At 63.7% G+C, this 23,558-nt stretch carries 23 protein-coding genes; 5 read left to right on the top strand and 18 right to left on the bottom strand.

The window, feature by feature from the left end:
* Positions 1-80: 80 nt before the first annotated feature.
* Positions 81-281, top strand: coding sequence for a hypothetical protein (locus ACIPY2_RS12390; RefSeq protein WP_400266686.1), 201 nt, complete (start codon positions 81-83; stop codon positions 279-281).
* Here ACIPY2_RS12390 and ACIPY2_RS12385 read toward each other — a convergent pair whose 3' ends face one another.
* Together ACIPY2_RS12385 and ACIPY2_RS12380 are read right to left on the bottom strand one after the other, a co-directional pair.
* Positions 282-1,307, bottom strand: a complete 1,026-nt coding sequence (locus ACIPY2_RS12385) for an LLM class flavin-dependent oxidoreductase (protein WP_400266685.1) — start codon at positions 1,305-1,307, stop codon at positions 282-284.
* 84 nt (positions 1,308-1,391) lie between these two features.
* A complete protein-coding gene (locus ACIPY2_RS12380) occupies positions 1,392-1,712 on the bottom strand; it encodes a hypothetical protein (RefSeq protein ID WP_400266684.1) in 321 nt (106 codons plus the stop codon).
* Between the two features lie 159 nt (positions 1,713-1,871).
* Between ACIPY2_RS12380 and ACIPY2_RS12375 the strand changes: the two genes are divergently transcribed.
* Entirely contained in the window at positions 1,872-2,795 is a 924-nt protein-coding gene (locus tag ACIPY2_RS12375) for a LysR family transcriptional regulator (protein ID WP_400266683.1), read from the top strand.
* Positions 2,796-2,802: 7 nt separating this feature from the next.
* Here ACIPY2_RS12375 and ACIPY2_RS12370 read toward each other — a convergent pair whose 3' ends face one another.
* The 10 genes from ACIPY2_RS12370 to ACIPY2_RS12325 all read right to left on the bottom strand — a co-directional run bounded on the left by ACIPY2_RS12370 (position 2,803) and on the right by ACIPY2_RS12325 (position 11,755).
* The gene (locus ACIPY2_RS12370) at positions 2,803-3,222 is read right to left on the bottom strand and encodes a hypothetical protein (RefSeq protein ID WP_400266682.1); all 420 of its coding nucleotides are present in this window, start codon (positions 3,220-3,222) and stop codon (positions 2,803-2,805) included.
* A gap of 205 nt (positions 3,223-3,427) precedes the next feature.
* Positions 3,428-4,027, bottom strand: coding sequence for a hypothetical protein (locus tag ACIPY2_RS12365; RefSeq protein ID WP_400266681.1), 600 nt, complete (start codon positions 4,025-4,027; stop codon positions 3,428-3,430).
* 63 nt (positions 4,028-4,090) lie between these two features.
* Positions 4,091-4,486, bottom strand: a complete 396-nt coding sequence (locus tag ACIPY2_RS12360) for a cupin domain-containing protein (protein WP_400266680.1) — start codon at positions 4,484-4,486, stop codon at positions 4,091-4,093.
* A gap of 184 nt (positions 4,487-4,670) precedes the next feature.
* Positions 4,671-5,450: an isocitrate lyase/phosphoenolpyruvate mutase family protein gene (locus tag ACIPY2_RS12355; protein ID WP_400266679.1), complete on the bottom strand. Its 780-nt coding sequence runs from the start codon at positions 5,448-5,450 to the stop codon at positions 4,671-4,673.
* A gap of 107 nt (positions 5,451-5,557) precedes the next feature.
* Complete coding sequence (locus tag ACIPY2_RS12350; RefSeq protein WP_400266678.1) at positions 5,558-5,878, bottom strand: putative quinol monooxygenase; 321 nt, start codon at positions 5,876-5,878, stop codon at positions 5,558-5,560.
* 76 nt (positions 5,879-5,954) lie between these two features.
* Positions 5,955-7,127 carry a Gfo/Idh/MocA family protein gene (locus ACIPY2_RS12345; RefSeq protein ID WP_400266677.1) on the bottom strand — a complete coding sequence of 391 codons (1,173 nt, stop codon included), beginning with the start codon at positions 7,125-7,127 and terminating at the stop codon, positions 5,955-5,957.
* Positions 7,128-7,189: 62 nt separating this feature from the next.
* Positions 7,190-8,005: a sugar phosphate isomerase/epimerase family protein gene (locus ACIPY2_RS12340; protein ID WP_400266676.1), complete on the bottom strand. Its 816-nt coding sequence runs from the start codon at positions 8,003-8,005 to the stop codon at positions 7,190-7,192.
* Between the two features lie 43 nt (positions 8,006-8,048).
* Positions 8,049-9,035 (bottom strand): ABC transporter permease, encoded by a 987-nt coding sequence (locus tag ACIPY2_RS12335; RefSeq protein WP_400266675.1) that lies wholly within the window; start codon positions 9,033-9,035, stop codon positions 8,049-8,051.
* Positions 9,036-9,038: 3 nt separating this feature from the next.
* The gene (locus ACIPY2_RS12330) at positions 9,039-10,544 is read right to left on the bottom strand and encodes a sugar ABC transporter ATP-binding protein (protein WP_400266674.1); all 1,506 of its coding nucleotides are present in this window, start codon (positions 10,542-10,544) and stop codon (positions 9,039-9,041) included.
* 50 nt (positions 10,545-10,594) lie between these two features.
* The gene (locus ACIPY2_RS12325) at positions 10,595-11,755 is read right to left on the bottom strand and encodes a substrate-binding domain-containing protein (protein ID WP_400266673.1); all 1,161 of its coding nucleotides are present in this window, start codon (positions 11,753-11,755) and stop codon (positions 10,595-10,597) included.
* 401 nt (positions 11,756-12,156) lie between these two features.
* Here ACIPY2_RS12325 and ACIPY2_RS12320 point away from each other — a divergent pair, with 401 nt between their 5' ends.
* Positions 12,157-13,230, top strand: coding sequence for a LacI family DNA-binding transcriptional regulator (locus ACIPY2_RS12320; protein WP_400266672.1), 1,074 nt, complete (start codon positions 12,157-12,159; stop codon positions 13,228-13,230).
* Between the two features lie 74 nt (positions 13,231-13,304).
* On the opposite strand, the gene ACIPY2_RS12315 is transcribed toward ACIPY2_RS12320, so the two are convergent.
* The 5 genes from ACIPY2_RS12315 to ACIPY2_RS12295 form a co-directional block, all read right to left on the bottom strand.
* Positions 13,305-13,886: a hypothetical protein gene (locus ACIPY2_RS12315; protein WP_400266671.1), complete on the bottom strand. Its 582-nt coding sequence runs from the start codon at positions 13,884-13,886 to the stop codon at positions 13,305-13,307.
* Between the two features lie 12 nt (positions 13,887-13,898).
* Complete coding sequence (locus tag ACIPY2_RS12310; RefSeq protein WP_400266670.1) at positions 13,899-15,047, bottom strand: zinc-dependent alcohol dehydrogenase; 1,149 nt, start codon at positions 15,045-15,047, stop codon at positions 13,899-13,901.
* A gap of 48 nt (positions 15,048-15,095) precedes the next feature.
* On the bottom strand, positions 15,096-16,244 hold the full coding sequence (locus tag ACIPY2_RS12305) for a glutathione-independent formaldehyde dehydrogenase (protein WP_400266669.1): 1,149 nt from the start codon (positions 16,242-16,244) through the stop codon (positions 15,096-15,098).
* A 364-nt stretch (positions 16,245-16,608) separates the two neighbouring features.
* Positions 16,609-18,828 (bottom strand): catalase, encoded by a 2,220-nt coding sequence (locus ACIPY2_RS12300; protein ID WP_400266668.1) that lies wholly within the window; start codon positions 18,826-18,828, stop codon positions 16,609-16,611.
* A gap of 136 nt (positions 18,829-18,964) precedes the next feature.
* On the bottom strand, positions 18,965-19,963 hold the full coding sequence (locus tag ACIPY2_RS12295; RefSeq protein WP_400266667.1) for an Lrp/AsnC family transcriptional regulator: 999 nt from the start codon (positions 19,961-19,963) through the stop codon (positions 18,965-18,967).
* 102 nt (positions 19,964-20,065) lie between these two features.
* On the opposite strand from ACIPY2_RS12295, the gene ACIPY2_RS12290 reads away from it, so the two are divergent.
* Positions 20,066-21,532 (top strand): MFS transporter, encoded by a 1,467-nt coding sequence (locus ACIPY2_RS12290; RefSeq protein ID WP_400266666.1) that lies wholly within the window; start codon positions 20,066-20,068, stop codon positions 21,530-21,532.
* A 23-nt stretch (positions 21,533-21,555) separates the two neighbouring features.
* On the top strand, positions 21,556-22,785 hold the full coding sequence (locus ACIPY2_RS12285) for an amidohydrolase (RefSeq protein ID WP_400266665.1): 1,230 nt from the start codon (positions 21,556-21,558) through the stop codon (positions 22,783-22,785).
* 63 nt (positions 22,786-22,848) lie between these two features.
* On the opposite strand, the gene ACIPY2_RS12280 is transcribed toward ACIPY2_RS12285, so the two are convergent.
* The gene (locus ACIPY2_RS12280) at positions 22,849-23,334 is read right to left on the bottom strand and encodes a flavin reductase family protein (protein ID WP_400266664.1); all 486 of its coding nucleotides are present in this window, start codon (positions 23,332-23,334) and stop codon (positions 22,849-22,851) included.
* Positions 23,335-23,558 lie beyond the last annotated feature (224 nt).

The following is a 23,558-nucleotide window of genomic DNA, read 5'->3' as shown; positions in this document are numbered from 1 at the left end:
TGCCGGGCCTTGTAGGTGATTGCGGCCCGGCCTACGGTTAATCCGGGGTCTCAGCAGGCGTCAAAGGAAGGTGGCGTGCGATGGAAATCTTCATGTGGTGGCTCGACCTTCACCTGGACAGCAAGGAGTGGCTGCGCGAGAACCTGCGGGCCGAGGAGCTGCCGCTTCCGGTCCTCCAACACATTGCCGAAGCGGGCGGACCCCACCCGGACGATGTCAGCGGCGGGCTGACGGAGGCCGACTGGGACTTCATCGAGACCCAGTCGGAGTTCGTGGACTGACTAGTTCCCGGGGTGCCAACCCAAAGCGGGGCCGAGCTTCTCCGCGATGTCCCTAAGGATCTGCACGTAGTCCTCATGTTCAAAGCTGAACGGGAGCGCGAACGCCACCTCATCCACCTCCTGGAATCCTTTGTGCGCGTACAGCTGCTCGGCGATCTGCTCGCTGGTGCCAATGAGGTCGGCGGCGAACATCATCCCCCTCGGCCCTTGGGGCTTCGCGGTGCGCGGCGTGCGTTCGTCAACGTAGCGCCGGTATTTCTCCCGCTGTTCCGGTGACGCCGAATCCGTGGGGATCACCACCAGGCCCTGTGAAACCCTGGCCTTGGTGCTTCCGGCAGCCTCGCGGTAGGCCTGGATCTGGGACTGCTGGACCAGGGCGAAATCCGGCTCCTGGTCCTTGTCCGGGAAGATCACGCTGCTGGAGAGCAGGTTGAAGCCGTTTTGGCCCGCCCAGGCAGCCGATTTCAGGCTGCCCGCCCCGTACCACAGACGGTCCCGCAGGCCTGGCGAGTGTGGTTCCACCCGGTTGGAGAACTCTTCAACAACGCCTTGCTTGCCGGAGAACTCCCTGACTTTTTCGCCCGCTACCAGCCGGGCGAACCGTTCCACCCGCGCATGGCTGAAGTCCTCTGCCTCGGCGGAATCCGGATAGAGCTCGTGCTTTACCGTGTCATAGTTCATCGGCTCACCCACGCTTACCCCCGGGTTGATCCGGCCACCGGCGAGCAGGTCCACGGTGGCCAGGTCTTCGGCAAGGCGCAGCGGGTTCTCCCAGCCCAAGGGAGTAACCGCCGTGCCGAGCTCGATCCTCGACGTCCTCTGGCTTGCGGCCGCCATCACGGCTACCGGGGACGAGATCCCGAACTGCAGGTGCCGGTGTCGCAACCAGGCGCTGTCGAAGCCGAGCCGCTCGCCAAGTTCGATGATCTCCAGCGTGGACCGGTGCCCCGCGGCCGGATCAGCGGGATCGAACAAGCCGATAGTGAGGAAGCCGAGTTTCCGGAGCGGACGGTTGGGCGTTGGCATGGGGTTCCTTCGCTGTAGGGCTGCGTTATTGCCAACCTTAAGCGGTGGATCTCATGACGACGCCGGGAAGTTACCTTTTGTGGCCTAGGCGATCTTGGCGGCCGGAACCACCATCTGAGTCCCGGTGTCCGTTGCCGTGTAGGTCTTGGTCTCCACGACCACCGGCTTACGGTTGGCGCGCATGCGCAGGATCGCCAGGGTTGAGATCAGGAACCATGCAATGTTGGTGACCACCGACGGCCACGCACCGTGCAGCAGGCCATTGAGGATGAACGCGCAAGCACCGAAGATGTTCACAGCCTGGAAACTGATTCCCGGTTTCATCCAGCCCATGGACACTGCCGTGAAAGCGCCCAGCATGGCAGCGGCGCCGGTCCATCCAACAATTTCCCACAGCAGTTCCATTGCATTCCTTTCGGGTTCCGGGCAGCTCAGCGAGTGGTGGCTGGCGCATGGTTTTGAGGTTGGGGGGAGCCGCAGATTGCGGCTTCACCTAAATATTGAGGCAACTCCTGCTTTAGATCAATTGCATTATTCTGAAGCCGGTATTTAGGATCGCTTAACATGGAGATGGACCCGCGCCGCCTGCTGGTTTTGCTCGCCGTTGCCCGCACCGGAGGGGTACTCGCAGCGGCCGATGAGCTGCGGATTACGCCCTCCGCGGTGTCGCAACAACTGAGCAAATTGGAGAGCGAGACAGGGCAGGCACTCCTCGTCCGTACGCCCAAAGGATCCGTCCTGACACCTGCGGGCCTGGCCATGGCTGAGGCCGGCGAAGAAATCGAAAGGGCGCTCAACGTTGCCCGTGCGCGCATGGAGGGCGAAGCCAAAGTCGCGGGCATTGTCAGAGTGGGCGGATTCACCAGCTTCATGCGGACAGTAGTGATTCCGCGGCTTCCCGAGTGGCGCAGCCAATACCCGCAATTGAAGATCGAAATCGTTGAAGACGGGTTCCCGCCACTCATGCGGCTATTGCGTCAACGGCAACTCGACGCGGTGGTAGTTGAAAAGGACTCGACGGCGGCAGACCAGGACCCGCTCGCTTCGGGCATGGTGGAGGAACCCTTGCTGGACGAGCCGTGGAAATTGGTTGTTCCCGCGGGCTCCCTGCTCTCCACGGAAAACATCGACCTGAGCCGCCTGCCGTTGCCGTGGCTCGGCGTCGAACCTTCTGCCGCCAATGTGGCGGTGCTCGGCCGGCTTCGGCACTCAACCGGGGTGCGGATTGAAACAGTCCACCAGTATGTGGATACGCTGACGGCGCTCGCGTTGGTGGCCGCTGGAGAAGGCGTGGCGATCGTGCCCAGGTTGGCTTTGACAGGTGTGGTGCAGAACCAGGTGGACATCCTGGATGTTCCCGGCCTGGGAACGCGGCACATCTCTTTGCGGCGGTTCGACCGGCGTCGGCCGACCTCGCTGCCGGTGGATACGGTAGCCCGGCTGCTCCGTGAATCGGCTGGGGCTTTTGATACGCGCTCCGGAGCGTGAGGCTCGATCAGTCGCGCTCCATTTGGATGGTGACGTCGTAGGAGTCCGGGCCTTCCGCGGATTCGTCGATGCAGAGTGATTCCCGGGCTGAATCGGATTGTGTCCGGATGCAGCCTTCATACCGTCCCGAGACAGGACCGTCGGAGTTGGACTTCATGCCGAACCGGTCTGCTGCCTCTTCCAAGCTGACCTTGTGGTCCACAGACCAACGCGCAGATAAGCGCAGGCACGATGTGTCGATGGAAAAACACCCTGGATCCACTTTGGGGTTGTTGCGGAACACCTCCGTCCAGTCGCCCTGCGGCAGGTTGTCTGCCCGGGCCATCATTTCACTGGCCTTCTCCGCTTGGGACCCTCCACCGCCGTTGATTCCCTGGGCAAGGGCGGAGCATCCGGCGAATGCAAGGACAACGAGCGTGATAGCCACTGCTATTCCACCGACTATCCAGCCGGTCCTGTTCTTTTTCTGCGGAGGAGGAGGGCTCTGCCACGGAGGTTGCGGTGGTCCGTAATTGGGCCGGGGCGGATAAGGGCCCTGGGGAGTTTGGCCTGGATATGGCGGCTGATGCGGGTTGGTGTTCACTATGCAGGGACCTTTCTGATCGGAGGATTTGTGCGTCGAACCACTCCGGTCAGCTTGGATTGACGTGCACAATGATGACCTGGTTCTCCTTGGCCCCGTCATAGCGGAGGTCGTAGGTCACGTTGAGCCCGGTGGATGTACCGGGTCCCAAAGCGAAGTCGCTTTTACCTCGGGGTTGACTGGAAGTGGACTCAATCCAGCGCTCTGCCGACTCGCGCGGAAGGCCGTAGCGGTCCACCCCGTCACGAACCAGGGCGGAGTAGTCATCCAACGAGCTTGCCGTCAGGAAGTATGTGATCTCACTGAACCCGGCTCCGTTGTTCATCCCGTTCAATCGCAACCGGTCTGTGGAGGCTCGTACCGTCCCCCTGGGCCCTTCGATGCTCAGGGCCATCACGCCGTTCTTGATCTCTACCTCGGGTGCTTGGCTGGTCCCGTTTCCGAGGCCGACGCTTTCCTTGGTGAGTTGCCCGGATGTCATGTCCAGCCGGGCGGATTTGGACGCCTGGATTTGGGCGATTCCCGCCCGGTCCAGCCTGGCGAGGCCATCCGCGGAGGCCGTTGCGGGGGTTGGAGTCCCGCCATAAGGAACCACGCAGCCGGCGAGAAGCAGCGGAACCAGCAAAAAGGTGGCAGCGAGGCCCTTCATATTTCCCCCAATGAATGTGTGTCCCACACGCCAGTAAACCATCCGCCGCGAGGACCTGGGGAACTACGCCCCGTACTCCTCATCTGTCACATGCTCCAACCACGTCACCACTTGCCCGTCAGCGTCGGCCTCGTGCAGCGCGATGTGGGCCATGAACCTGTGGGGCGTGGCTCCGTGCCAGTGCTCTTCGCCGGGTTCGATGTAAACGACGTCTCCGGGCCGGATTTCCACGACCTCCCCGCCGCGGCGCGCGACCAGTCCGATGCCGTCCGTGACGTACAGGGTCTGGCCTTTGGGGTGATGGTGCCAGGCAGTGCGGGCACCGGGCGCGAACCTGACGTGCGCGCAACCGATCGCTGTTTGTTCGTCGGGGTTCCTGACAGTGTCGATCTGCACCGTACCCGTGAACCATTCGGCCGGTCCGGCCCCGGTTTGGCCGCCGCTCCTGGTGTACTTCATGTTCTTCTCCTTGCTCGGGGATTGCTTCCGAATCCATGAAACCCGGGTTGGGGAAACTTAGCGAGGGTACCGCTTGTACGGGTACTGGCGTTCCCTCCCAGGAAAAGAGGGCCCGCCAGTCCGACTCCGGGAACAGAACGGGTCCCGCCACTGGTTCATGCGGCGGGACCCGTTCTGTTGCTTGTTAGTTCAGGGCCGGCGTATCGGAAGGGATGACGCCCGTGCCATAAAGGTCGGCGGCGAGCTCCTGGAGCGCGCGCAGGGCAACCCGCTGTGTGAACGGGCCGTAGGAAACGCGGGCTACGCCGAGTTCCTGGAGCTCGGCGGCCGGGAGGGCACCGGGTGCGCCGATCACGGAGAGCTTGCCATGGCCGAGTCCTTCGACGAGCGGTTCGATCACCTCGCGGGTGAGCGCGCCGGGGACGAAAACCAGGGCCGCCCCGGCGTCGAGGAATGCGCGGCCACGGGCAATGGCGTCTTCAATGCTCTCTTGGATCGGCCGGTCGCCGGCCTTGGCGATGGCGTCGGTGCGGGCGTTCAGCTGGAAGGGGATGCCCTCGTTATCGGCGGCCTTGATGATTGCCTGAACGCGGGCGACTGCCTCATCAAAAGGCCGCAGCCGGTCCTCGACGTTGGCGCCCACGACTCCGATGCCGATCGCCCTCCGGATGGTTTCGGCAGGGTCCTCGTATCCGTCGTCGAGGTCTGCAGTGACCGGCAGGTCTACGGCCTTGACGATCCTTTCGACCCCGCTGAGCGCCACGTCGAGGGGCATGGTTCCATCGGCGTAGCCCAACGCCGCAGCGATCGAGTGGCCGGCGGTGGCGATCGCCTTCGTCTCAGGCAGGGCAGCGACGGTGGACGCGCTGATGGCGTCCCAGACGTTGACCACACTCAGGATCTCCGGGGCCTCATGGAGGGCCTTCAGCTGCTCGGCGCGGGCTTGGATGCTTGTTTCAGTCATGGTTCTTCTCCGTCGTCCTCGGTAGGGAGTTGGTGCCATGGCCAGCCTAGACGTACCGCACCCTGGCGGGGCAAGACAGGATCAGCAAAACGTCATGCGGGGGATCATCAAGCCAGGGGTGTGAGCGGAGTGACGGAGAAGGGTACCGCCAATAGCGGCTCCGCTCCCTTGACGAAGTCCTTGACGTGCGGTTCCCCGTTATGGGAGTCAAGTTCCTCGCGGCTGGCCCACCTTTCGATGAGGACGAAGGTGCCGGGTCTCTGGTCGTCCGAGAAGACCGTGTACTCCAGGCAGCCCGGGTCATTGCGGCTTGCTGTTTGCAGCATCCGCAGGGCCTCCTGAAGCTCTGCTTCGTGTCCGTCTTTTGCAATGAATACCGGCATGAGCCAGACGTCCTGTCTTTGGTGGGCAAGTTGCGGTTCGGTCATTTGCTGTCCTCAGGGTCCTGGTGGAGGGGCGGCCGGGGCCGCCCCTCCCTGTGCTTGGATCAGGCGTTGTGCTTGGTCAGGCGTCGATCTGCGGGACTTCCACCCACGATTCCTTTGCCGCGGATTCGACGATTGCGTCGTCGATGAGGGCCACCTGGTATCCATCGGCGAAGTTGGGGCTCACGCTTCCGCCCTCTGCGATGGCCTTGAAGAAGTCGTGGGCCTCGATGATCTTGGTCTCGCCGTACCCGATGCCCAGGGCCGGAATGGGCCAGAGTGCGTCCCCGTACGGGTGCGCCGGACCGGTGTAGACAGTCCTGAAGCCACGGCGGTCTGCCTGGTCGGATGCGAAGGACACTTGCAACTCGTCACGTCGTTCGTAGTTGAAGATGATGCTGCCTTCGGTGCCGTGGATCTCGAACGTGATGTAGTTGTTCCGTCCATGGGCGTTGCGGGTGGCTTCGATGGATCCCACGGCGCCGTTGGCGAAACGGATCATGGTCATGACTTCGTCGTCCACGTCCACCTCGCCCTTGGGGCCTTCCCCGCCGCGCACATTTCCGAGGGCATCCGCTCCTCCTGTCTGCAGCGGCCGTTCGGGAATCCAGGTGGAGAGGAGGGCGTTGACGGCGCTGAACTCGCCTACGAGGTAGCGGGCCATGTCAATCACGTGCGTTGCGATGTCGCCGAGGGCGCCGGAACCTGCGATCGACTTCTGGAAGCGCCAGGAGAGCGGGGAGTTCGGGTCTGCGCTCCAGTCCTGGAGGTAGGTCCCGCGGAAGCTCAGGACCTGGCCGATTGCGCCCTCTTCGATGTACTTCTTGGCCAGGGCCACCGCGGGGGTCCTGCGGTAATTGAAGGCAACCATGTGGACAAGGTCCTTGTCCTTGACGGCGTCGTACATTGCCTTTGACTCTTCACCGGTGCGGGCCAGTGGCTTTTCGCAAATGATGTGTTTGCCGGCCTCCGCCGCGGCGATGGCGATCTCGGCATGGAGGTGGTTGGGGGTGGCAATGTCCACGACGTGGATATCGGGATCGTCGATGATGCTCCGCCAGTCGGACGTGGAGTTTTCGAAGCCGAAGCGGCGGGCCGCTTCGGCGGCCAGGTCCTCGTTGGCTTCGGCGATGACCTTGCGGACCGGAAGCGCCGGTGCCGGCCAGAAGAACATGGGCATCGCGGCGTAAGCCAGGGAATGGGCCTTGCCCATGAAGCCGCCTCCGATGAGGCCGACGTTGAGGTTCTGCATGTTGATCCTGTTCCTTCCAGGGTGTCGGGTGCTGCCTGTGGCTTCCCGTGGGTAAAAGTGGGTCAGAGGAGTTGCTCGAGGTATTTCTTGCTGATTTCCGCCGCGGCCTTCGGGTCGCCGTCGTAGTTGTCGAGTTCGACCATCAGCCAGCTGTCGTATCCGCTTTCGCGGATAGCGGCGATGATGTCCGGGAAGTCGAGTTCACCTTCTCCGAGGGGGAGGAAGTTGAACGGTTCCTGCTGGAAGTCCTTGAGGTGGACGTGCCGGATCCGGTCCGGGTACTTACGGATGACCGCTGCCGGGTCTGCACCTCCTGCCGCGAGGTGCGCGGTGTCGGGGCAGAAGCCGATCCTGGTGAGCGGCATGAGCTTGTCCAGCTCGTCTGGGCTTTCCACGATGGTGCTCAGGTGCGGGTGGTAGCTTGCCGAGAGCCCGAAGCTCTCTGCGATGTCCCCGACCCTGTCCAAGGCGTGGCCCAGGAGGTGGTAGTCCTGCTCCGTGGTTCCGGCCGCCCGGCGGGCACCCCCGCCCACAACGAGCCGTTCTGCACCGAAGCCGGCGGCCAGCTCGGCAGCCCTGTGGATACGATGCATCTCGTCGGGGAGGATGTCCGCGTAGATGAAGTTCGCGCCGGTGTAGACGCTGACCAGTTCGACGCCGTTGCCGGCAAGGATTTCCTTCAGCTGCCCGGGCTGGTCGGCGTATTCGGCCAGGTTGCCGTCGAACATTTCCACGCCCTGGTATCCGACGGCGGCGATGTCCTGCACCGCCTCCTGCATGGAGCCGTGGGTCATGTAGAAGAGGTCCTTGACGCTGGTCACGCCCTGGGCATGCCCGACGACGCCGCCCCAAGTAATGGAGCAATATCCGAGTTTCATTGTTGTGCCTTTCAATTGCTGGGGGAGCCCGGAGGCAAGTTGGCTACTTTTTCCGGGCGAGGGCGACGGCCAGGATGATGATCGCTCCACGCACCACCTGCTGCTGGCTGCTGTCGAGTCCGGCCAGGATCAGTCCGTTGTTGATCAGCCCGATGAGCAGGGCGCCGAAGAGGGTTCCAACGATCGAGCCGAATCCCCCGAAAAGGCTGGTTCCCCCGAGGATGACTGCCGCAATGGCGGAAAGCTCGTCACCTGCTCCCCATTGGAACCGCCCCGACTGGAGCCGGCCGGCGTACAGCATGCCCGCGACGCTGGCCACCATGCCGGAAATAAGGAGCACCTGGAACTTGATGCGCTTGGTGTTGATACCGGTGAACTCCGCGGCGTTGCGGTTACCACCCGTGGCCAGTACCTGGCGCCCGAACCGGGTGCGGTTCAGCACGACGGCACCTATGGCCACAAAGATGGCGCTCCACAGGACCAGGCCTGGAACGGGACCGAAGTTTCCGGAACCGAACAGCATGTTGAAGGTGTCGTTCAGGATCGGCTGCGGTGCAGAGGCCGTGATCCACTGGGCCAGACCGGCCGCGATGCCCAGCATGCCGAGGGTAACCAGGAATGAGGGGATGCCCAGCAGGCTGACGAGGGCGCCGTTGACGGAGCCCACCAGCAGCCCCACGGCGAGACCGGCCAGGATGCCGGGGACCAGTCCCCACTGGGAGAGTGCCATTGCCGTGCAAACGCTCGAGAGGCCGGCCACGGAACCCACGCTGAGGTCGATTTCCGCACAGGCGATCACGTAGGTCATGCCTACGGCGATGACCGTGATGGTTGCTGTCTGCCGGAAGATGTTCAGCAGGTTGTTCGGCGAGAGAAAGCCCTGGTCGCGGAGGAGGACGGCGAAAAAGATGAAGACGACGACGAAGCCGATGTAGATGACGTAGCGCCGCCAATCGAGTTCTTTCAGGACGGTGCCGAAATTGCGGGATGCCGTGGCTTCCCGGGCTGTGATGGTATTTACCTTGCTCACTGTTCAGACTCCCTGGACTGCAAGTTGGAGATATTCCTCGTCAGCGATCTCGCTGCGGGGTATGTCGCGGATGATGGAGCCGTCCTTGAGGACGAGGACGCGGTCGCTGACCGCAAGTAGTTCGGGGTACTCGGAAGAGATGACGACGACGGCCTTGCCTGCGTTTGCCAGTTCGCGGATCGTGTCCAAGATTTCGCTTTTGGTGCCGATGTCGACGCCGGCGGTCGGCTCGTCCAGGATCAGGATGTCCGGATCGGTGCCCAGCCATTTGGCGATGACGACTTTCTGCTGGTTGCCGCCCGAAAGCAGCCGCACCGGCCGGTGGGGATGGGCCACCTTGACGGCGAACCTCTTGATCAATGACGAGGACAGCTCTTTGCCCTTGCCGCCATCAAGGAAGGGGCCACGCCGAACTTGGTCCAGGAGCGGCAGCAGCAGGTTGTCCTGGACGGAGTGCTCCAGGACGAGGCCCTGGGCCCGTCGGTCTTCCGGTATGAGGGCCACCCCGGCAGCAATGGCTTGGCGCGGAGAGGAGATGGTGGTTTTGTTGCCGCGCAGGAGGATCTCGCCGCTGTCCACTTTGTCGATGCCGAAAAGTGCGCGCGCAAGCTCGGTCCGGCCGCTGCCCATCAGTCCCGCCAGGCCGAGGATTTCCCCGGGCCGGAGCGTGAAGGACACGTCCCGGACCCGCGATCCGGCATTCAGCCCGCGCACTTCCAAGACGGGTGCCGCGTCCAGCGGCACGCTGCGGGTCCGGTAGGAGAGCTGGCCTTCGATCTTTTTGCCAACGATCCCTTCCACGATCTGCTCCGGTGTGACCCCCGTCAGCGGTTCGGTGAGGAGATGCCGCCCGTCCCGGAGGATGGTGATGCGATCAGCGAGCCGGTACACCTCGTCCATCCGGTGGGAAATGTAGATGATGGAGATGCCGCGCTGCTTGAGGCGGTCTATCAGTTCGAAGAGTGCCTCGGACTCGTGGCGGGCCAGGCTGGCGGTGGGTTCGTCCATGATCAGCACGGTGGCGTTCTGGGCCAGGGCTTTGGCAATTTCTGTCAGCTGCCAATACGCGGTGCCGAGCCGGGCGACTTCCGCCCGTGGATCGACGTCGACCTCCATCTCCGCGAAGACTTCCCTCGCCCGCCTCACCGCAGCGCGATCGTCGATGAGTCCGCCCTGCCCGAGCGGTTCAGCGCCCAAGAAGATGTTCTGGGCGACCGTGAGGCTGGGTACCAGGCTGAATTCCTGGAAAACCATGCCGATTCCGGCGGCTTTTGCGTCCTGGATCGAGTTGATCGAGGCAGTCTTGCCCCCGACCAGGATCTGGCCGGAGTCAGCCTGGTAGACGCCTTGGAGAATCTTCATCAGCGTCGACTTTCCGGCGCCGTTGCCCCCGGCCAGCGCGTGGACTTCGCCGTGTCGGACTTCGAAGCTGACGTCCTTCAGGACGGAGACGCCGTTGAACCCTTTGGAGATCGAGCGCATCTCGACGACATTGTCTGCGGTGTTCATGTTGCCCTTTCGGCGGTGCGGGGGCGGGAGCCCCCGCACCGTGGGTATGGCTACTTCTTGTAGGACTCTTGGATGTCCTTGGGGGCGTCCTCGTGGTAGACCTGCTTCCAGGCCTCCAGGACGTTGCCGTGGTCAACGGGGAGGGCGCTCAGGGCAACGTACGCCGGTGCTTCCTTGCCGATGAGTGAGCCTGCTGCAAGGCGTGCCTCGGTGACACCCTGATCGAAGGGGACCTGCGCTCCGAGGCCCACGACGAGTTCGTTCTTGGCCAGGGCGATGGCGACATTCTTGCCGAGGTCCTCCGTGGCGATCTTGAGGTCCTGCCGGCCCGCAGCTCGTGCCGCGGCCATGACGCCTTCGGCCGGGACATCCCATACGGCCCAGATACCCGAGAGATCCGGGTACTTGCTGATCATGGCGTTCGCGGCAGCCTGCGCGTCACCGGCAAAGTCGGGGCCCGCGATGCCCTTCTCTTCCACGATCTGGATGTCCGGGTATTCCTTGGTGATGGTTTCCTTGAAGCCCTGGTAGCGCTGCTTGGTGACGAAGAAGTCAGCCTGGTGGAACACGAGGCCGATCTTCCCCTTGCCGCCCAGTGCCTTGGCCATCTGGTGGGCGGAAACGACGCCGTTGCCGTAGTTGTCGGCGGAGACCACTGAGACGTAGTCCTTGCCCGCGGTCAAACCCTGCGGAACGTTGTCCATGAAGACGAGCTTCGCGCCGGCAGCGGAAGCCTTCTTGTAGGCGGACGCGGTGGCTACAGGGTCAGTGGGAATGGACACGATGATGTCCGGGTCCTGGGTCATCACCGTCTCGATGTCGGACACCTGCTTGTCAGGCTTGAAGTTCGCATCGGTGGTGGCGACGACCTTGATGCCCAGCTTTTCGAATTCGTCCTTGAGCCCGTTCACTTGGGCGGTTGCCCAGTCATTGCCGCCGTAGTGCATCACGATCGCGGCTTTGGCGTTGAGGGCCTTGATCTTCTGGATCTCTTCGGGAGTCAGCTCCGCAACGGAAGCAGGCGAAGGCGTTTCGCCGTTGGGGCCCTTGCTCAGGACCTGGCCCTTGATCTTGTCCAGGGCTTGCTGGGCCTTCTCGGAGACGCCCGAGTCGGGTGCATTCGACGACGCCGTGGTGGAACTGCTGCAGGAGGCGACAGTGAGCGTCAAGGCGGCTGCCAACGCCACGAGGGGAAGCCTGCGGATCATCATTGTTCTCCAGTGCTTGGGGGGATGGGTGGTGGGGATGGATCAGGCCTCGGCCCGGCCGGTGCGCGGGAGATTCCGGCTGCCTCGTTTGTGGGAAGCTTTGCCGTCTTGGCCAACGGCACCCGCCGGCAATACCTCGAAGCCTGGCGATGGACAGGAGCGCTTTCTGCGGATGCAACAGTGCCTCGCATTCGTGCTCCTTCGTCATTGAAACGGTGCCGTCGTAAACGCTAACGCGATGTCGTAAACGTTTACGGAAAGGATCGTAAACGTTTACGATGAGAAGTGTCAAACCTCACAATCCGGATATTTGCCAGAAGCAGGCCGCCGTTGCCCAACGTAGGATTAGGACGCGCGAGGTCCGCTGACCGCCTCGGCGCTGACGGCGTAAGACAGGAGAAAGCATGACAGGCGCTGCGACCCCGCGCGGGGTGAACGGACGGCGTCCGGAGAACTCCTTGCGCCGAAAACCAACCATCAACGACGTAGCCCGCGTGGCGGGGGTTTCCTTCGGGACCGTCTCCAGGGTCCTCAATGATGCGCCGGATGTCAGCGCCGCAACCCGGCAGCGTGTCCTGCAAGTGATCCAGGAGATCGGGTACCGGAGGAACCGGGCCGCTACGGCATTGGTCACCAGCCGGTCCACCTCAATCGGAATCCTTGCGGCCGGCTCGCCCCGGTTTGGTCCGGTGGGCACCCTCATGGCCCTTGAAAACGTGGCGAGGAAGAAGGGCTATGCCATCACGGTCATCAGCGTGGAGCAGCCGTATGCAGAGTCCGTACAGTCGGCCCTGGACACCCTCGATGACATCGGCGTGGGCGGGATCATCGTCATTGCTCCGGTGGTGGATATGGCCGAGGCTGTCTGGAAGGCTTCCTGCCGTGTACCCGTGGAGATGATTGCCGCCGGCGCTTCGTCCACATCCAGGGTCTTTACCTACTCCGAGAACCAGGAGCTCGGCGCGCGGTTGGCCACCCAACATCTCATTGACCTGGGCCACAAGGATATTGCCCACATCGCCGGGTCCATGGACTGGTTTGATGGTCGGGTCCGCAGGCGGGGCTGGGAGGCAGCGCTGCGGGATGCAGGCCTCGCCCCGGGCATCTGCCTTGAAGGCGACTGGAGTCCTGGCTGGGCTTACCAAACCGGGCTCCAGCTGGTCCGTCAGGGCAAAGTACCGCAGGCGATCTTCGCAGCCAGCGACCACACCGCGCTTGGACTCATCCGCGCGTTCGCCGAGAACGGGGTCCGCGTCCCGGAGGATGTAAGCGTGGTGGGCTTTGACGACATTGAAGGATCGGACTACTTCCTGCCCCCGCTGACCACCGTCCGGCAGGATTTCACTGCCCTGGCCCTGATGAGCATGGAGGTTCTCATCGGAGCGATGGAGGGGCGGGAGGTGGACCGTACGCCCATCGCCCCGGCCCTGGTTGTCCGCAGCAGCGCTGTTCCTGCAACGCGGTCAAACGGCACCTAAGCGGGCCGTTGATGACGCGCAGGGCCACCGGCAAAACTGCTTGCCGGTGGCCCTGCGACGTTTATCCGTCAGGCTCACCTGCGCTTTCGCAGCCCGCGGAGGATGACGACGGTGAGGCCGCCCGCCGCCAGCACCCAGGGGCCTCCGACCAGGATCGGATCCATCCACTGGTGGCTGAGGTCGGTGCGCTTTTGTCCCACGCGGGAACGGACACCTCCACGTGAGAACTCGCTGAGCACTCCCGTTTCGGTTATGGGATTGTCCGGCCGCAAGGTGGCGAACGAACGGAGGTGGTGCTCCCAGGCGTCCACCCTGTCTGCTGCTACGAGCAGCAGCCAGTGCGCAGCCCGGCCCTCACTGTACTTGTAGGCGTATTTTCGGATGGCGCCCGAGACCCCGGCAGGGGGAGTGGAGGTTCCAAAGACAGGAGGCAGGAAGGCGTGTTCCACCGACCGTTCCCTGGGCCACTTCTCCGGCTGGCGTTCCGGGAAATCCCAGTGTGCGCCCGTTTCGATGCCCGGTTGTTCACGGGGGTAGGAGGGGCGGTCGGCGGGGTCGAGGTCGGCACCCCACCCCGGAATCCGGGCCCGCAAAGCCTCCGCAGACTCCCTTTTGGCAGTCTTTTCGGCGACATATGGCGTGGCTGTTTCAGTCAAGGTGTGCTCCCTTCAGGACTGCCCGGCGATAACCAGCGGTTTGATGATGTTGTCCAGCTTGGCGGAGAAGATGTGGTAACCCTCGGCGATGTGTTCAAGCGGAATCCGGTGCGTGACGATGTCACTTGGCTTGAGGTACCCGTTCCGGATGTGCTCGAAAAGCCGTGGCCATTGTCGCTTGACCGGGCATTGGTTCATGCGCAAAGTCAGGCCCTTGTTCATCGCGTCGCCGAACTTCACGGCGCTGAAGATTGGACCGTAGGCGCCCACCACGGACACCGTGCCGCCCTTCCGCACCGAGTCAATCGCCCAGTTCAGTGCGATGGGCGAGCCGCCCTGCAGTTTGAACTTGCTGCTGGTGACGTGCTGCAGGAAGTTTCCGTCCGCCTCGGCCCCCACGGCGTCGATAACGACGTCGGCACCCAGGAAGTCGGTTTCCTTCTTGAGGTGGACCACAATGTCGCCGTACTCGGCGAAATTGTATGTCTCTGCGTGGGCGAAGCTGCGTGCCTTCTCCAGCCTGTATTCCAGGTGGTCAATCACGATCACGCGACCGGCACCCATCAGCCAGGACGACTTTGCAGCAAACAGTCCCACGGGGCCTGCACCGAACACCACCACCGTGTCGCCTTCCACGATGTCCCCAAGCTGGGCCCCGAAGTAGCCGGTGGGCAGGGCGTCGGTGAGCAGTACCGCATCCTCTTCCTCCAGCCAGTCGGGGATCTTTGAAGGCCCCACGTCAGCGAACGGAACCCGCACGAATTCCGCTTGGCCGCCGTCGTAACCGCCGCAGGTGTGTGAGTAGCCGTAAATGCCGCCCACCGCCGTCGCGTTCGGATTGACGTTGTGGCAGTTCGAGTACAGTCCGCGTGAGCAGAAGTAGCAAGAGCCGCAGTACACGTTGAACGGCACCATAACGCGGTCGCCCACTGATAGGTTCTGCACGGACGAGCCCACCTCGTGGACAGTGCCCACGAATTCGTGGCCGAAGGTCATGCCTACCCGGGTGTCCGGCATCATGCCGTGGTACAGGTGCAGATCGGAGCCGCAAATGGCGCCCGCGCTGACCTTGACGATCGCATCGTTCGGATGCTCGATTTTCGGAATGTCTTTCTCTTCGACCCTGACTTTGTAGGGGCCGCGGTAAACCATTGCCTTCATCAGTACCCTGTCCTGGTTCTGGTTGGTCGTGTCATGGGGAATTCCCTCTCAGACTCCGGCAGGGTGGAGGACTACCTTCGTCCAGCCGTCTTCCCGGCTGTCGAAGTTCTTGTAACCCGTAGGCGCCTCGTCCAGGGTCAGCTCGTGGCTGACGATGAAGGAGGGGCTGGCCTTTCCGCCGGCGACGAGGTCGCGGAGAGCGCGGTTGTACTTCTTGACCGGACACTGGCCGGAGCCCATTGTCTGGCCTTTGAACCAGTAGTTTCCGTAATCGAAAGCGACCTGGCCCTGCTTCTCGAGCTCGTCGGGGCTACCCGGATCCTGGGGCAGGAAGACGCCCACCACGCCGATGCCGCCAACAAAGCGCACTGAGTCGACCAGCCGGTTCAGGGTTTGGTTGGGATGTTCGTTGCCTTCGGGATCGTGGGCCTGGTAGCCAACGCACTCGCAGCCGCGGTCTGCGCCGAATCCCATGGTTTGGTCCTTGACGAACTCCACAGGGTCCACTTCCGCATCATTCACGGGAATGGCGCCGATCTGTTCGGCCAGTTTCAGCCTGTCCTGGTGGCGGTCTACCACCATGACTTTGCCGGCACCCTTGATGACGGCAGAGTAGGCGGCCATGAGCCCGACGGGCCCGCCGCCATAAATGACCACGGAGTCTCCCGGGTATACGCCGGCCATCTCGGTGGCGTGCCAGCCCGTGGGGAAGATGTCCGCCAGCATGACGTAGTCGAGTTCCTTCTCCTCGGCGTCCTCGCCCAGCCGCAGGCAGTTGAAGTCGCCGTAAGGAACCCTGAGGTACTCGGCTTGGCCACCTTGGTACGGGCCCATGTCCGCGAAGCCGTAGGCCGCGCCGGCAAGTTTGGGCTCAGGCTGCATGGTCAGGCAGTAGTTGGTGAATCCGCGTTCGCAGTTCTTACAGAAGCCGCAGGCGATGTTGAAGGGCAGGACAACCCGCTCGCCCACCTTGACTTTGCTCACCGCAGGGCCGACCTCCACCACCTCCCCCAGGTTTTCGTGTCCGAAGGAACGTCCGGGCTCAAAGCTCGTCCGGCCCTCGTACATGTGGAGGTCCGAACCGCAGATGTTCGCCGAGGTGATTCTCACCAGGACGTCGGCAGGGTGCTCAATCTTGGCATCGGGGATTTCCTCGACGCTGACATCGTTTGGTCCTTTGTAAACTACTGCCTTCATTGTTCCGCTCTCTTCCTTGGTCCACTCCAAGGGGCCTCTGCGCCGCGTCCACAATGTCCCGGGGCACGAAAAAGGCCGCGAAGGAATGGGATTTGTATAGGACCTCGGGGCACGCCAAAACGGCGTGAGCCCCGGGATTCAAGACGACTGGCTGCCCCGGCAGGAGCCGGGCCGGTCAGCCCGTTTTCAGGATGAAACCGACTGAAGTCTTAATACTAAGGAACCTTATTAACAATGTCGAGGGGAATGTGGAATGTATCCGGCAGGCCCCGGCCGGGAGCCGCCCACCGAACGGAAAATCCGTTGGTGGGCGGCCGGTCCGGCGGATCGGCACCGGGATCAGGCCTGATGAAAGCGCAGGCCTCTAGGCTGAAACGGCAGGGAACCGCTCCCAAACCCGGTGGGCAGCCAGCAATTCGGTCACTTGGCCCACCAGGGCTGCTGCGTCCGTTCCGGAAACGATCCCTGGAGCGCTTTCGGGGATGCCCGCCGCTGCCAAAGCCCCTGATGCGCTCTCCAGGGAAGCAATGGCCTTGGCGTGGCGGAACGCCTCGGTCAGGAGCAGCACCGCCCGCGGATCCAAGGCGTCGCCGGGAGCGCCGGCCTTGGCATCGAGTCCGGGTGCCGCGTCAGGCGCCGGAGTGGCGGCCGTTGCGACGACGACGGCGTCGAACTCCGTTGAGCGTGCGGTGAGATACGTACGCTGCACGGGGATTCCGCCGTCGCCCTCCGCTCCGAGGAAGCCGCCGTCAGGTGCGATCACCAGCGGAACGATGCCCTCAGCATCCAGGGCCTGCCGGGCCGCTTCCACGGCGGAAAGGTCGCTGTCCTTGTCCGCTAGAATTCCCACGATGCGGCCGGCTACGGGCCAAGTCTTCCCCACCTGCGAAAGGGCGGGGCTGGTCTCGGCCTCCGGCACGTCGACGGTTGCCGATGGCGCCGGGAGGCCAAGGCCCTTGGCGACGGCGGCGCACAGATCGGCGTCCACATTGGCCAAAGCCGCGAGTTGCCGTTCGCGGATGGACTTCTCGTAGCACTTGCCAAGCTCGAACGTATAGGCCTGGATCACGTGGTCCTGTTCGATCGGGCTCAGGCTGCGGAAGAACAGCCCCGCCTGGCTGTAGTGGTCGTCAAAGGAAGCCGGGTTCCGGCGCTCCTTGAGCGACGCGGCGATTTCCTCCGGGACGTCGATGAACGCACCCACGTCCTGTCCGGCGCGGAACGGGCAGCCGCCGTCGAGGGAGTTGGGGCGGTAGGGGGCGACTCCGCTGTGGACCGCCTGCTGGTGCATCCCGTCGCGCAGCATGTCATTGACCGGTGCCTGCGGGCGGTTGATCGGGATCTGGCCGAAGTTTGGCCCGCCCAGCCGGGAGATCTGCGTGTCCAGGTACGAGAAAAGGCGCACCTGCAGCAGGGGGTCGTTGGTGACGTCGATCCCCGGGACCAGGTGGCCCGGGTGGAAGGCCACCTGCTCGGTTTCGGCGAAGAAGTTGGTGGGATTGGCGTTGAGGGTCATGATGCCGATGGGCTGGACCGGAGCCAGTTCCTCCGGCACGAACTTGGTGGGGTCCAGAAGATCGATACCCTCAAACATCTGGTCTTCGGTGTCCGGGAAGGTCTGGACGCCGAGTTCCCACTGGGGGTAGGCGCCCGCTTCAATGGCGTCGGCGAGGTCGCGGCGGTGGAAGTCGGGATCCATGCCGTTGATGATCTGGGCTTCTTCCCAGACCAGCGAGTGGACGCCCTGCTTCGGTTTCCAGTGGAACTTCACCAAGGTGGTGCGGCCCTCAGCGTTCACGAACCGGAAGGTGTGGACGCCGAATCCTTCCATGGTCCGGTATGAGCGCGGAATCCCGCGGTCGGACATGTTCCACATGGTGTGTGCTTGCGCCTCGGTGTGGAGGGAGACGAAGTCCCAGAAGGTGTCATGCGCGCTCTGGGCCTGCGGAATCTCGCGGTCGGGATGGGGCTTGCCTGCGTGTATGACGTCGGGGAACTTGATGCCGTCCTGGATGAAGAAGACCGGGATGTTGTTGCCCACAAGATCGTAGGTGCCCTCATCCGTATAGAACTTCGTCGAGAAGCCACGGGTATCGCGAACCGTGTCCGCTGAGCCCCGCGAACCAAGGACGGTGGAAAAGCGCACGAAGACAGGGGTCTCCACGTCCTTGGCCAGGAACCCGGCGCGCGTGATGTTGGCTGCGGTGCCGTAGGAGCGGAATACTCCGTGGGCGCCGGCGCCGCGGGCATGCACCACGCGCTCAGGAATGCGCTCATGATCGAAGTGCGTGATCTTTTCCCGCAGGTGGTGGTCCTGCAGCAGGATGGGGCCGCGCGGGCCGGCCTTCAGTGAGTGGTCGGTATCGCTGAGGCGGAGCCCCTGGGCGGTTGTCAGGTATTGGCCGGACTGGGCGCGCGAGGTCTCGGGCGCTCCCGTGGGGGTGCCGGTGGGGGAGACGGCCTCGGGGGCGCGCTGGTCCGGCTTGGGCGGCAGGGGCTCCCTCGGCGTCGTAGGTTCTTCCAGGCTGGCCGGCTCGCCCCCGGGGGCTCCGGGAATGTGGATGCTGCTCTTCTTTTCCGCCATTTGAATTTCTCCTCAGGATGCGTGAAACCAGCAGTGTTCGACCGATGGCCTAAAAGCTAAGCATACTTAGCATGCTTTGCACCCTAGGGAAGATTCCTTAACTCCACAAACTTTGCCCGTGATCCGGACCCGTTTGCTACGGGGTGAAGGGATGGACGAACCCGAGCGTAGCCCGGCCGTCGTCGTCGATGACGTGGCCAAGATGCTTGCTCATCCGGAATACGACGCTGCGATCCACAATCCGAGCACTCGGAACAGCAGCTTCGAGGGCGGCTTCGAAGCGCATGACGTCCGTCATTTCGCGCAGCCATACCGCCACCACGAGGTTGTATTGGCTGGCGACGGCAAGGGCTGTCCGGGCCTCGGGAATTTGGGCCATGAGCCCCCGCATTTGCTGGATGTGCTTGGCTGCGGTTCGCACAAAGTACCAGGCGTAGACGGGCCAGCCGGTGACACTGCGGGCCACGTCCGTGCGTAGCCGCAGCCGACCGTCTGCCCGCATCCTGGCCAACCCGTCTGCCACGCGTTGTTCGCTCAACCCGTGTTCAGCGGCGATGCGGCTAACCGGTCGGCGTCCGTCCTCCAGCAGGCAATGCCGCAGTGCCTGTTCGACGTCGGGATGCACGGTCCGGGGGGCCCTGGCCCGCGGTGCCTTGGGTTTGGCCACCTTGCCGGCTTCCGCCGGAGTGAGCGCACGCAGCCTCCAGGCCGATGCTTCCATGATCATCTCGGTGACCAGGTGTGTTTGCGTGTTCCGGACGCCGTCAAGGGCTCCGATCCGGTTGGTCACCACATCCCAAATTGCCAGGGGGTTCTCTGCGAGCACGGTGGCCAGCAGGTCCCGTCCGCCGGAAGTGTGGTCGAGTGTCATGACAGCCGGGATTTTGGTGAGCTCTTGCGCCACTTCCGCAGTGTGCTGGGGCATGCAGGTGATGTCCACCAAGGCGCTGGCCCCTTCGGTGAAGATCCCGGTGACCCAGGCCAGTCCCCGTTCGCGAAGGGATTCCCAGCGTCGGGCAAGCGTCACGGCATCCGCCCCAAGGAGTGGTGCGAGCTCGGACCACGAGGCCCGGCCCTCGATCTGCAAAGCATGGATGATCCGCTCCTCGAGGGGATCCAGCACGTTTTCCTGCATAGGAGCAAGATAATCCATGGAAAGCTTCAATTTCATCTAACAGAAACATGACGCTCCAATCATGGTGTGATCCCGTTCACTTCTTCTCACATCGGAGCGCACATGCGTACTACTGCGCAGAAGTCCCCCGCCGCCGGAGCCGTAGGCTTCCTGATTGTCATGGAACTCGGCAGCGGAATCCTTCAAGGCTGGCTGAGTCCTTTGTTTTCATCGATCGGGGAACACTACGGTGTTTCGGCCGCCTCGCTGAACTGGATCAGTGCCGCTTACTTGCTGGCGACGGTCCTCGTTGTTCCCCTCCTGTCCAAGCTCGGCGATATCCACGGGCACAAGCGCGTCCTCATGATCGCCACGGCGATCGTCGCCGCAGCATCCGTCCTGGTTGCCTTCGCGCCGAACTACGAACTGTTCCTGTTGGGCCGCGCGATCCAGGCTCCACTGGCTGTGTTCCTGCCCTTGGAATTCGCCATTGTCCATCAGCGTGATTCTGAAACGTCAGGACGCAGCATCGGCCGGCTTGTCGCAGCGCTGACTCTTGGTGCCACAATCGGCGGCCTCTTGTCCGGCATCGTCCTCGACGCCGCAGGCAGCCTCTCCCTCACGCTTCTCTTCCCGGCGATCTTCATGGCTCTTTGCATCCCCGGTATAGCCGTCTTCGTCAAGGAAACCCCGCTTCGCAGTACAGGCAAGGTGGATTACCTCGGCGCCGTCCTGCTGGGTGGCGGCTTGGTTGCCGTCCTCGGTGGCGCGTCCAACCTGGCCACTTGGCCGTCGGTCGCCGTCGGGATCTCGATGCTGGTTGGTGTTGCACTGCTCGCGGGCTGGGTGGTGTCCGCCCGTCGCATCAAACACCCGCTGGTGGACCTTAACATGCTCCTTCGTGGAGGCATCGGCCTGCCGATCGTGGTTGCCTTCCTGTTCGGCGCCCAACTGTTCGGAGCCCAGGCGCCCATCTCGGTCTACCTCCGTTCGGATCCCGCGACGCTGGGATTCGGTTTTGGTGCCGCCGCGTCCGCTGCCGGCATCCTGCTCAGCGTCATGGCACTGGCAGCCTTCCTGGGAGCGACCTTCGCCCACCGCCTTTCCCGCATCCTCGGCGGCACGCGAACCGTTGCCTTCGGCGGGCTCCTCGGGGCAGTGGCCTACGTGCTTATGATCCTGGCACCCGGAACCCTGGTCACCTTCACGGTGTGGCTGGTGGTGGCAGGCCTCGGCACGGGCGTCGTCAGCGGAACGCTTCCCACGCTGGTGGTGCAGCGTGCCGCCGCCGACTCGGTCGGCATCGCGTCCGGCCTCTACAACACTGCCCGGACCGCTGCGGGTGGCGTTGCCGGTGCGCTCTTCGCACTGCTCATGTCGGCCCTCACCACTGCCTCGGCATCGGGACCACGTGTTGCCACGCAGTTCTCCTTCCACGCTGTCTGGTGGATCTGCGCGGGGCTGTGTGTCCTCTTCGCTATCGCAGTGCTCTTCATCCGGCAGGCCAAAACCGCACCCGAAGCCGCCGAGCACCACGCATCCCTGCGGCAGGACCCTGCCGCCGAGCAGGCCCTCGAACCCGCCAACTGAACCTCAACAAAAGGATAGGAACAATGACTGTTTCGATTGACATCACCTCCAAGGAAACCCTGCGCGACGCCGTTCGCGAGGCCGCGACCGCCGTCGTACCCTCCATTCTGGAACTCAGCCATAAAGTGCACGCGCTGGCCGAAATTTCCTGGGAAGAACATGAATCAGCGGCGGCCGTCGCTGCCGCCCTGCGCGAGGGCGGTTTCGACGTCACCGAACGTGCCTACGGAATTCCGACGGCGATCGAGGCCACTTACGGTACGGGCGAACTGACAGTGGTGATCTGCGCCGAGTACGACGCCCTGCCCGAGGTAGGCCATGCGTGCGGCCACAACATCATCGCAGCCGCGGGCGTCGGTGCCGCGTTGGCCCTCAAGCCCGTGGCCGACGCCGCCGGGCTGCGCATCAAGGTCCTGGGCACTCCCGCCGAGGAGCATGGCGGCGGCAAGGTTTCGCTCCTGCAGGCCGGGGCCTTTGAAGACGCCGCGTTTTCGCTCATGGTGCACGGCATGACGGGGGTGGAGCGCAGCGCCACGGCCTTCAGCATGGCCGCCGTGGAGCGGTTCGAGGTGCAGTTCAAAGGCAGCGAGGCCCACGCCGCCGGTGCGCCGGACAAAGCCGTCAACGCCGGGGCCGCCGCGAGCCTGGCCCTGATGAACATGGCAGTGCTGCGCCAGCACTTGCCTGAAAACGCGAACACGAACGCCTTCATTTCACACGGCGGCGGAGCCACCAACGTCATCGCAGGAGAATCCACCGTGCAGGTGGAAGTCCGCGCGGGGGACGTTGATGTGTGGCGCGGCCTCAAGCGGCGCGTGATCGCCTGCTTCGAAGGCGCGGCCATCGCAACGGGATGCACCTGGACACACCGGCAGACCGAACACCCCTATGCCCCGATCGACACCCACGCCGGACTGGGCAGTCTGTGGGACGCCAACATGGAAGGCATCGGCCGTCCGGTGGACCACACCCCGGTCTTCGGGGGCGGCTCCTCGGACATGGGCAATGTCTCGCAGGTGCTTCCTTCCGTGCACGGCATGGTGGTGGTCCGCAACAGCACCGCTGTGCCACACCACCCTGACTTTACGGCCGACGCCATTACTCCCGAGGCCGACGATGCCGTGGTGGACGGCGCCACGGTCATCGCGTTGACCGTGCTCGATGCCGCGTTGGACCCGGCTTTGCGGTCCGAGCTGTTGGAGCTGCAGGAAGCGCGCGAACCGGGCGCCACCACTGTGACGCTGGAGGCATGAGGTACTTCGCGTAGAGCCCGACGGCGGATGGTCCCTTTGGGTGCCGTCCGCCGTCCGGCGCAGCTAGTCCATCCGGGACTCGTCCGTGAGCCGGTGGAAGGCCCGGTCGTGATAGACCAGCGGCGCGGCCTTTCCCGGAGTTGTCAGCACGTCAAGGACCTCCGCGGCCAGGAGGATCGACGCACCCACGGGCACGCGGTGCGTTATCCGGCAGCGCAGCGCCCACGGAGCGTCCAGGAGCAGGGGTTCGCCGGTGGGCAGGGTGCTCCAGTTCATTCCGGAGGTGAACCGCTCTGTGCCAGGCTTGGAAAACAGCTTCACGAGCTCCACCTGCGCAGCATCCATCATGTGCACCAAAACCGTCTCCGCCTCGATCAGTTGCTCCGCCGATCGGCTTCCGGACAGGGAGAACGAGAGCGCGGGCGGATCGGCGGAAACCGAAGCGAGCGAGGAGGCCGTCAGTCCCACCGGCCCGGATACTCCGACGGCGGTTATCACCGCTACGCCCGCAGGGTGGGAGCGGAAGGCATTCCTGAAGAGGTCGGTCATTGCTGGGGTTGCGTCCGCTGGGGCACTTGAGAGGGGCATATCCTGTGCTTTCGTTGCGGTCCCGGGGTTCCGAGGCCACTCTAACCCTAAAACCTCAACAAATGTTGAGGTCCAATCGGCGGACAGCCCGGCCACCAAACGTCGGCGTCTCCCGCGGGAGACGGGCACCGGGGTCCGCAGCTTTCCACATAGCCCGCATGAACCCATTGCCCTCCCCACACCAC

The organism is Paenarthrobacter sp. NPDC089675 (genome assembly GCF_044749185.1).
Lineage (GTDB): Bacteria > Actinomycetota > Actinomycetes > Actinomycetales > Micrococcaceae > Arthrobacter.
The sequence above is the reverse complement of the archived record's forward strand: the minus strand, read 5'-3'. Positions and strand labels throughout refer to the sequence as shown.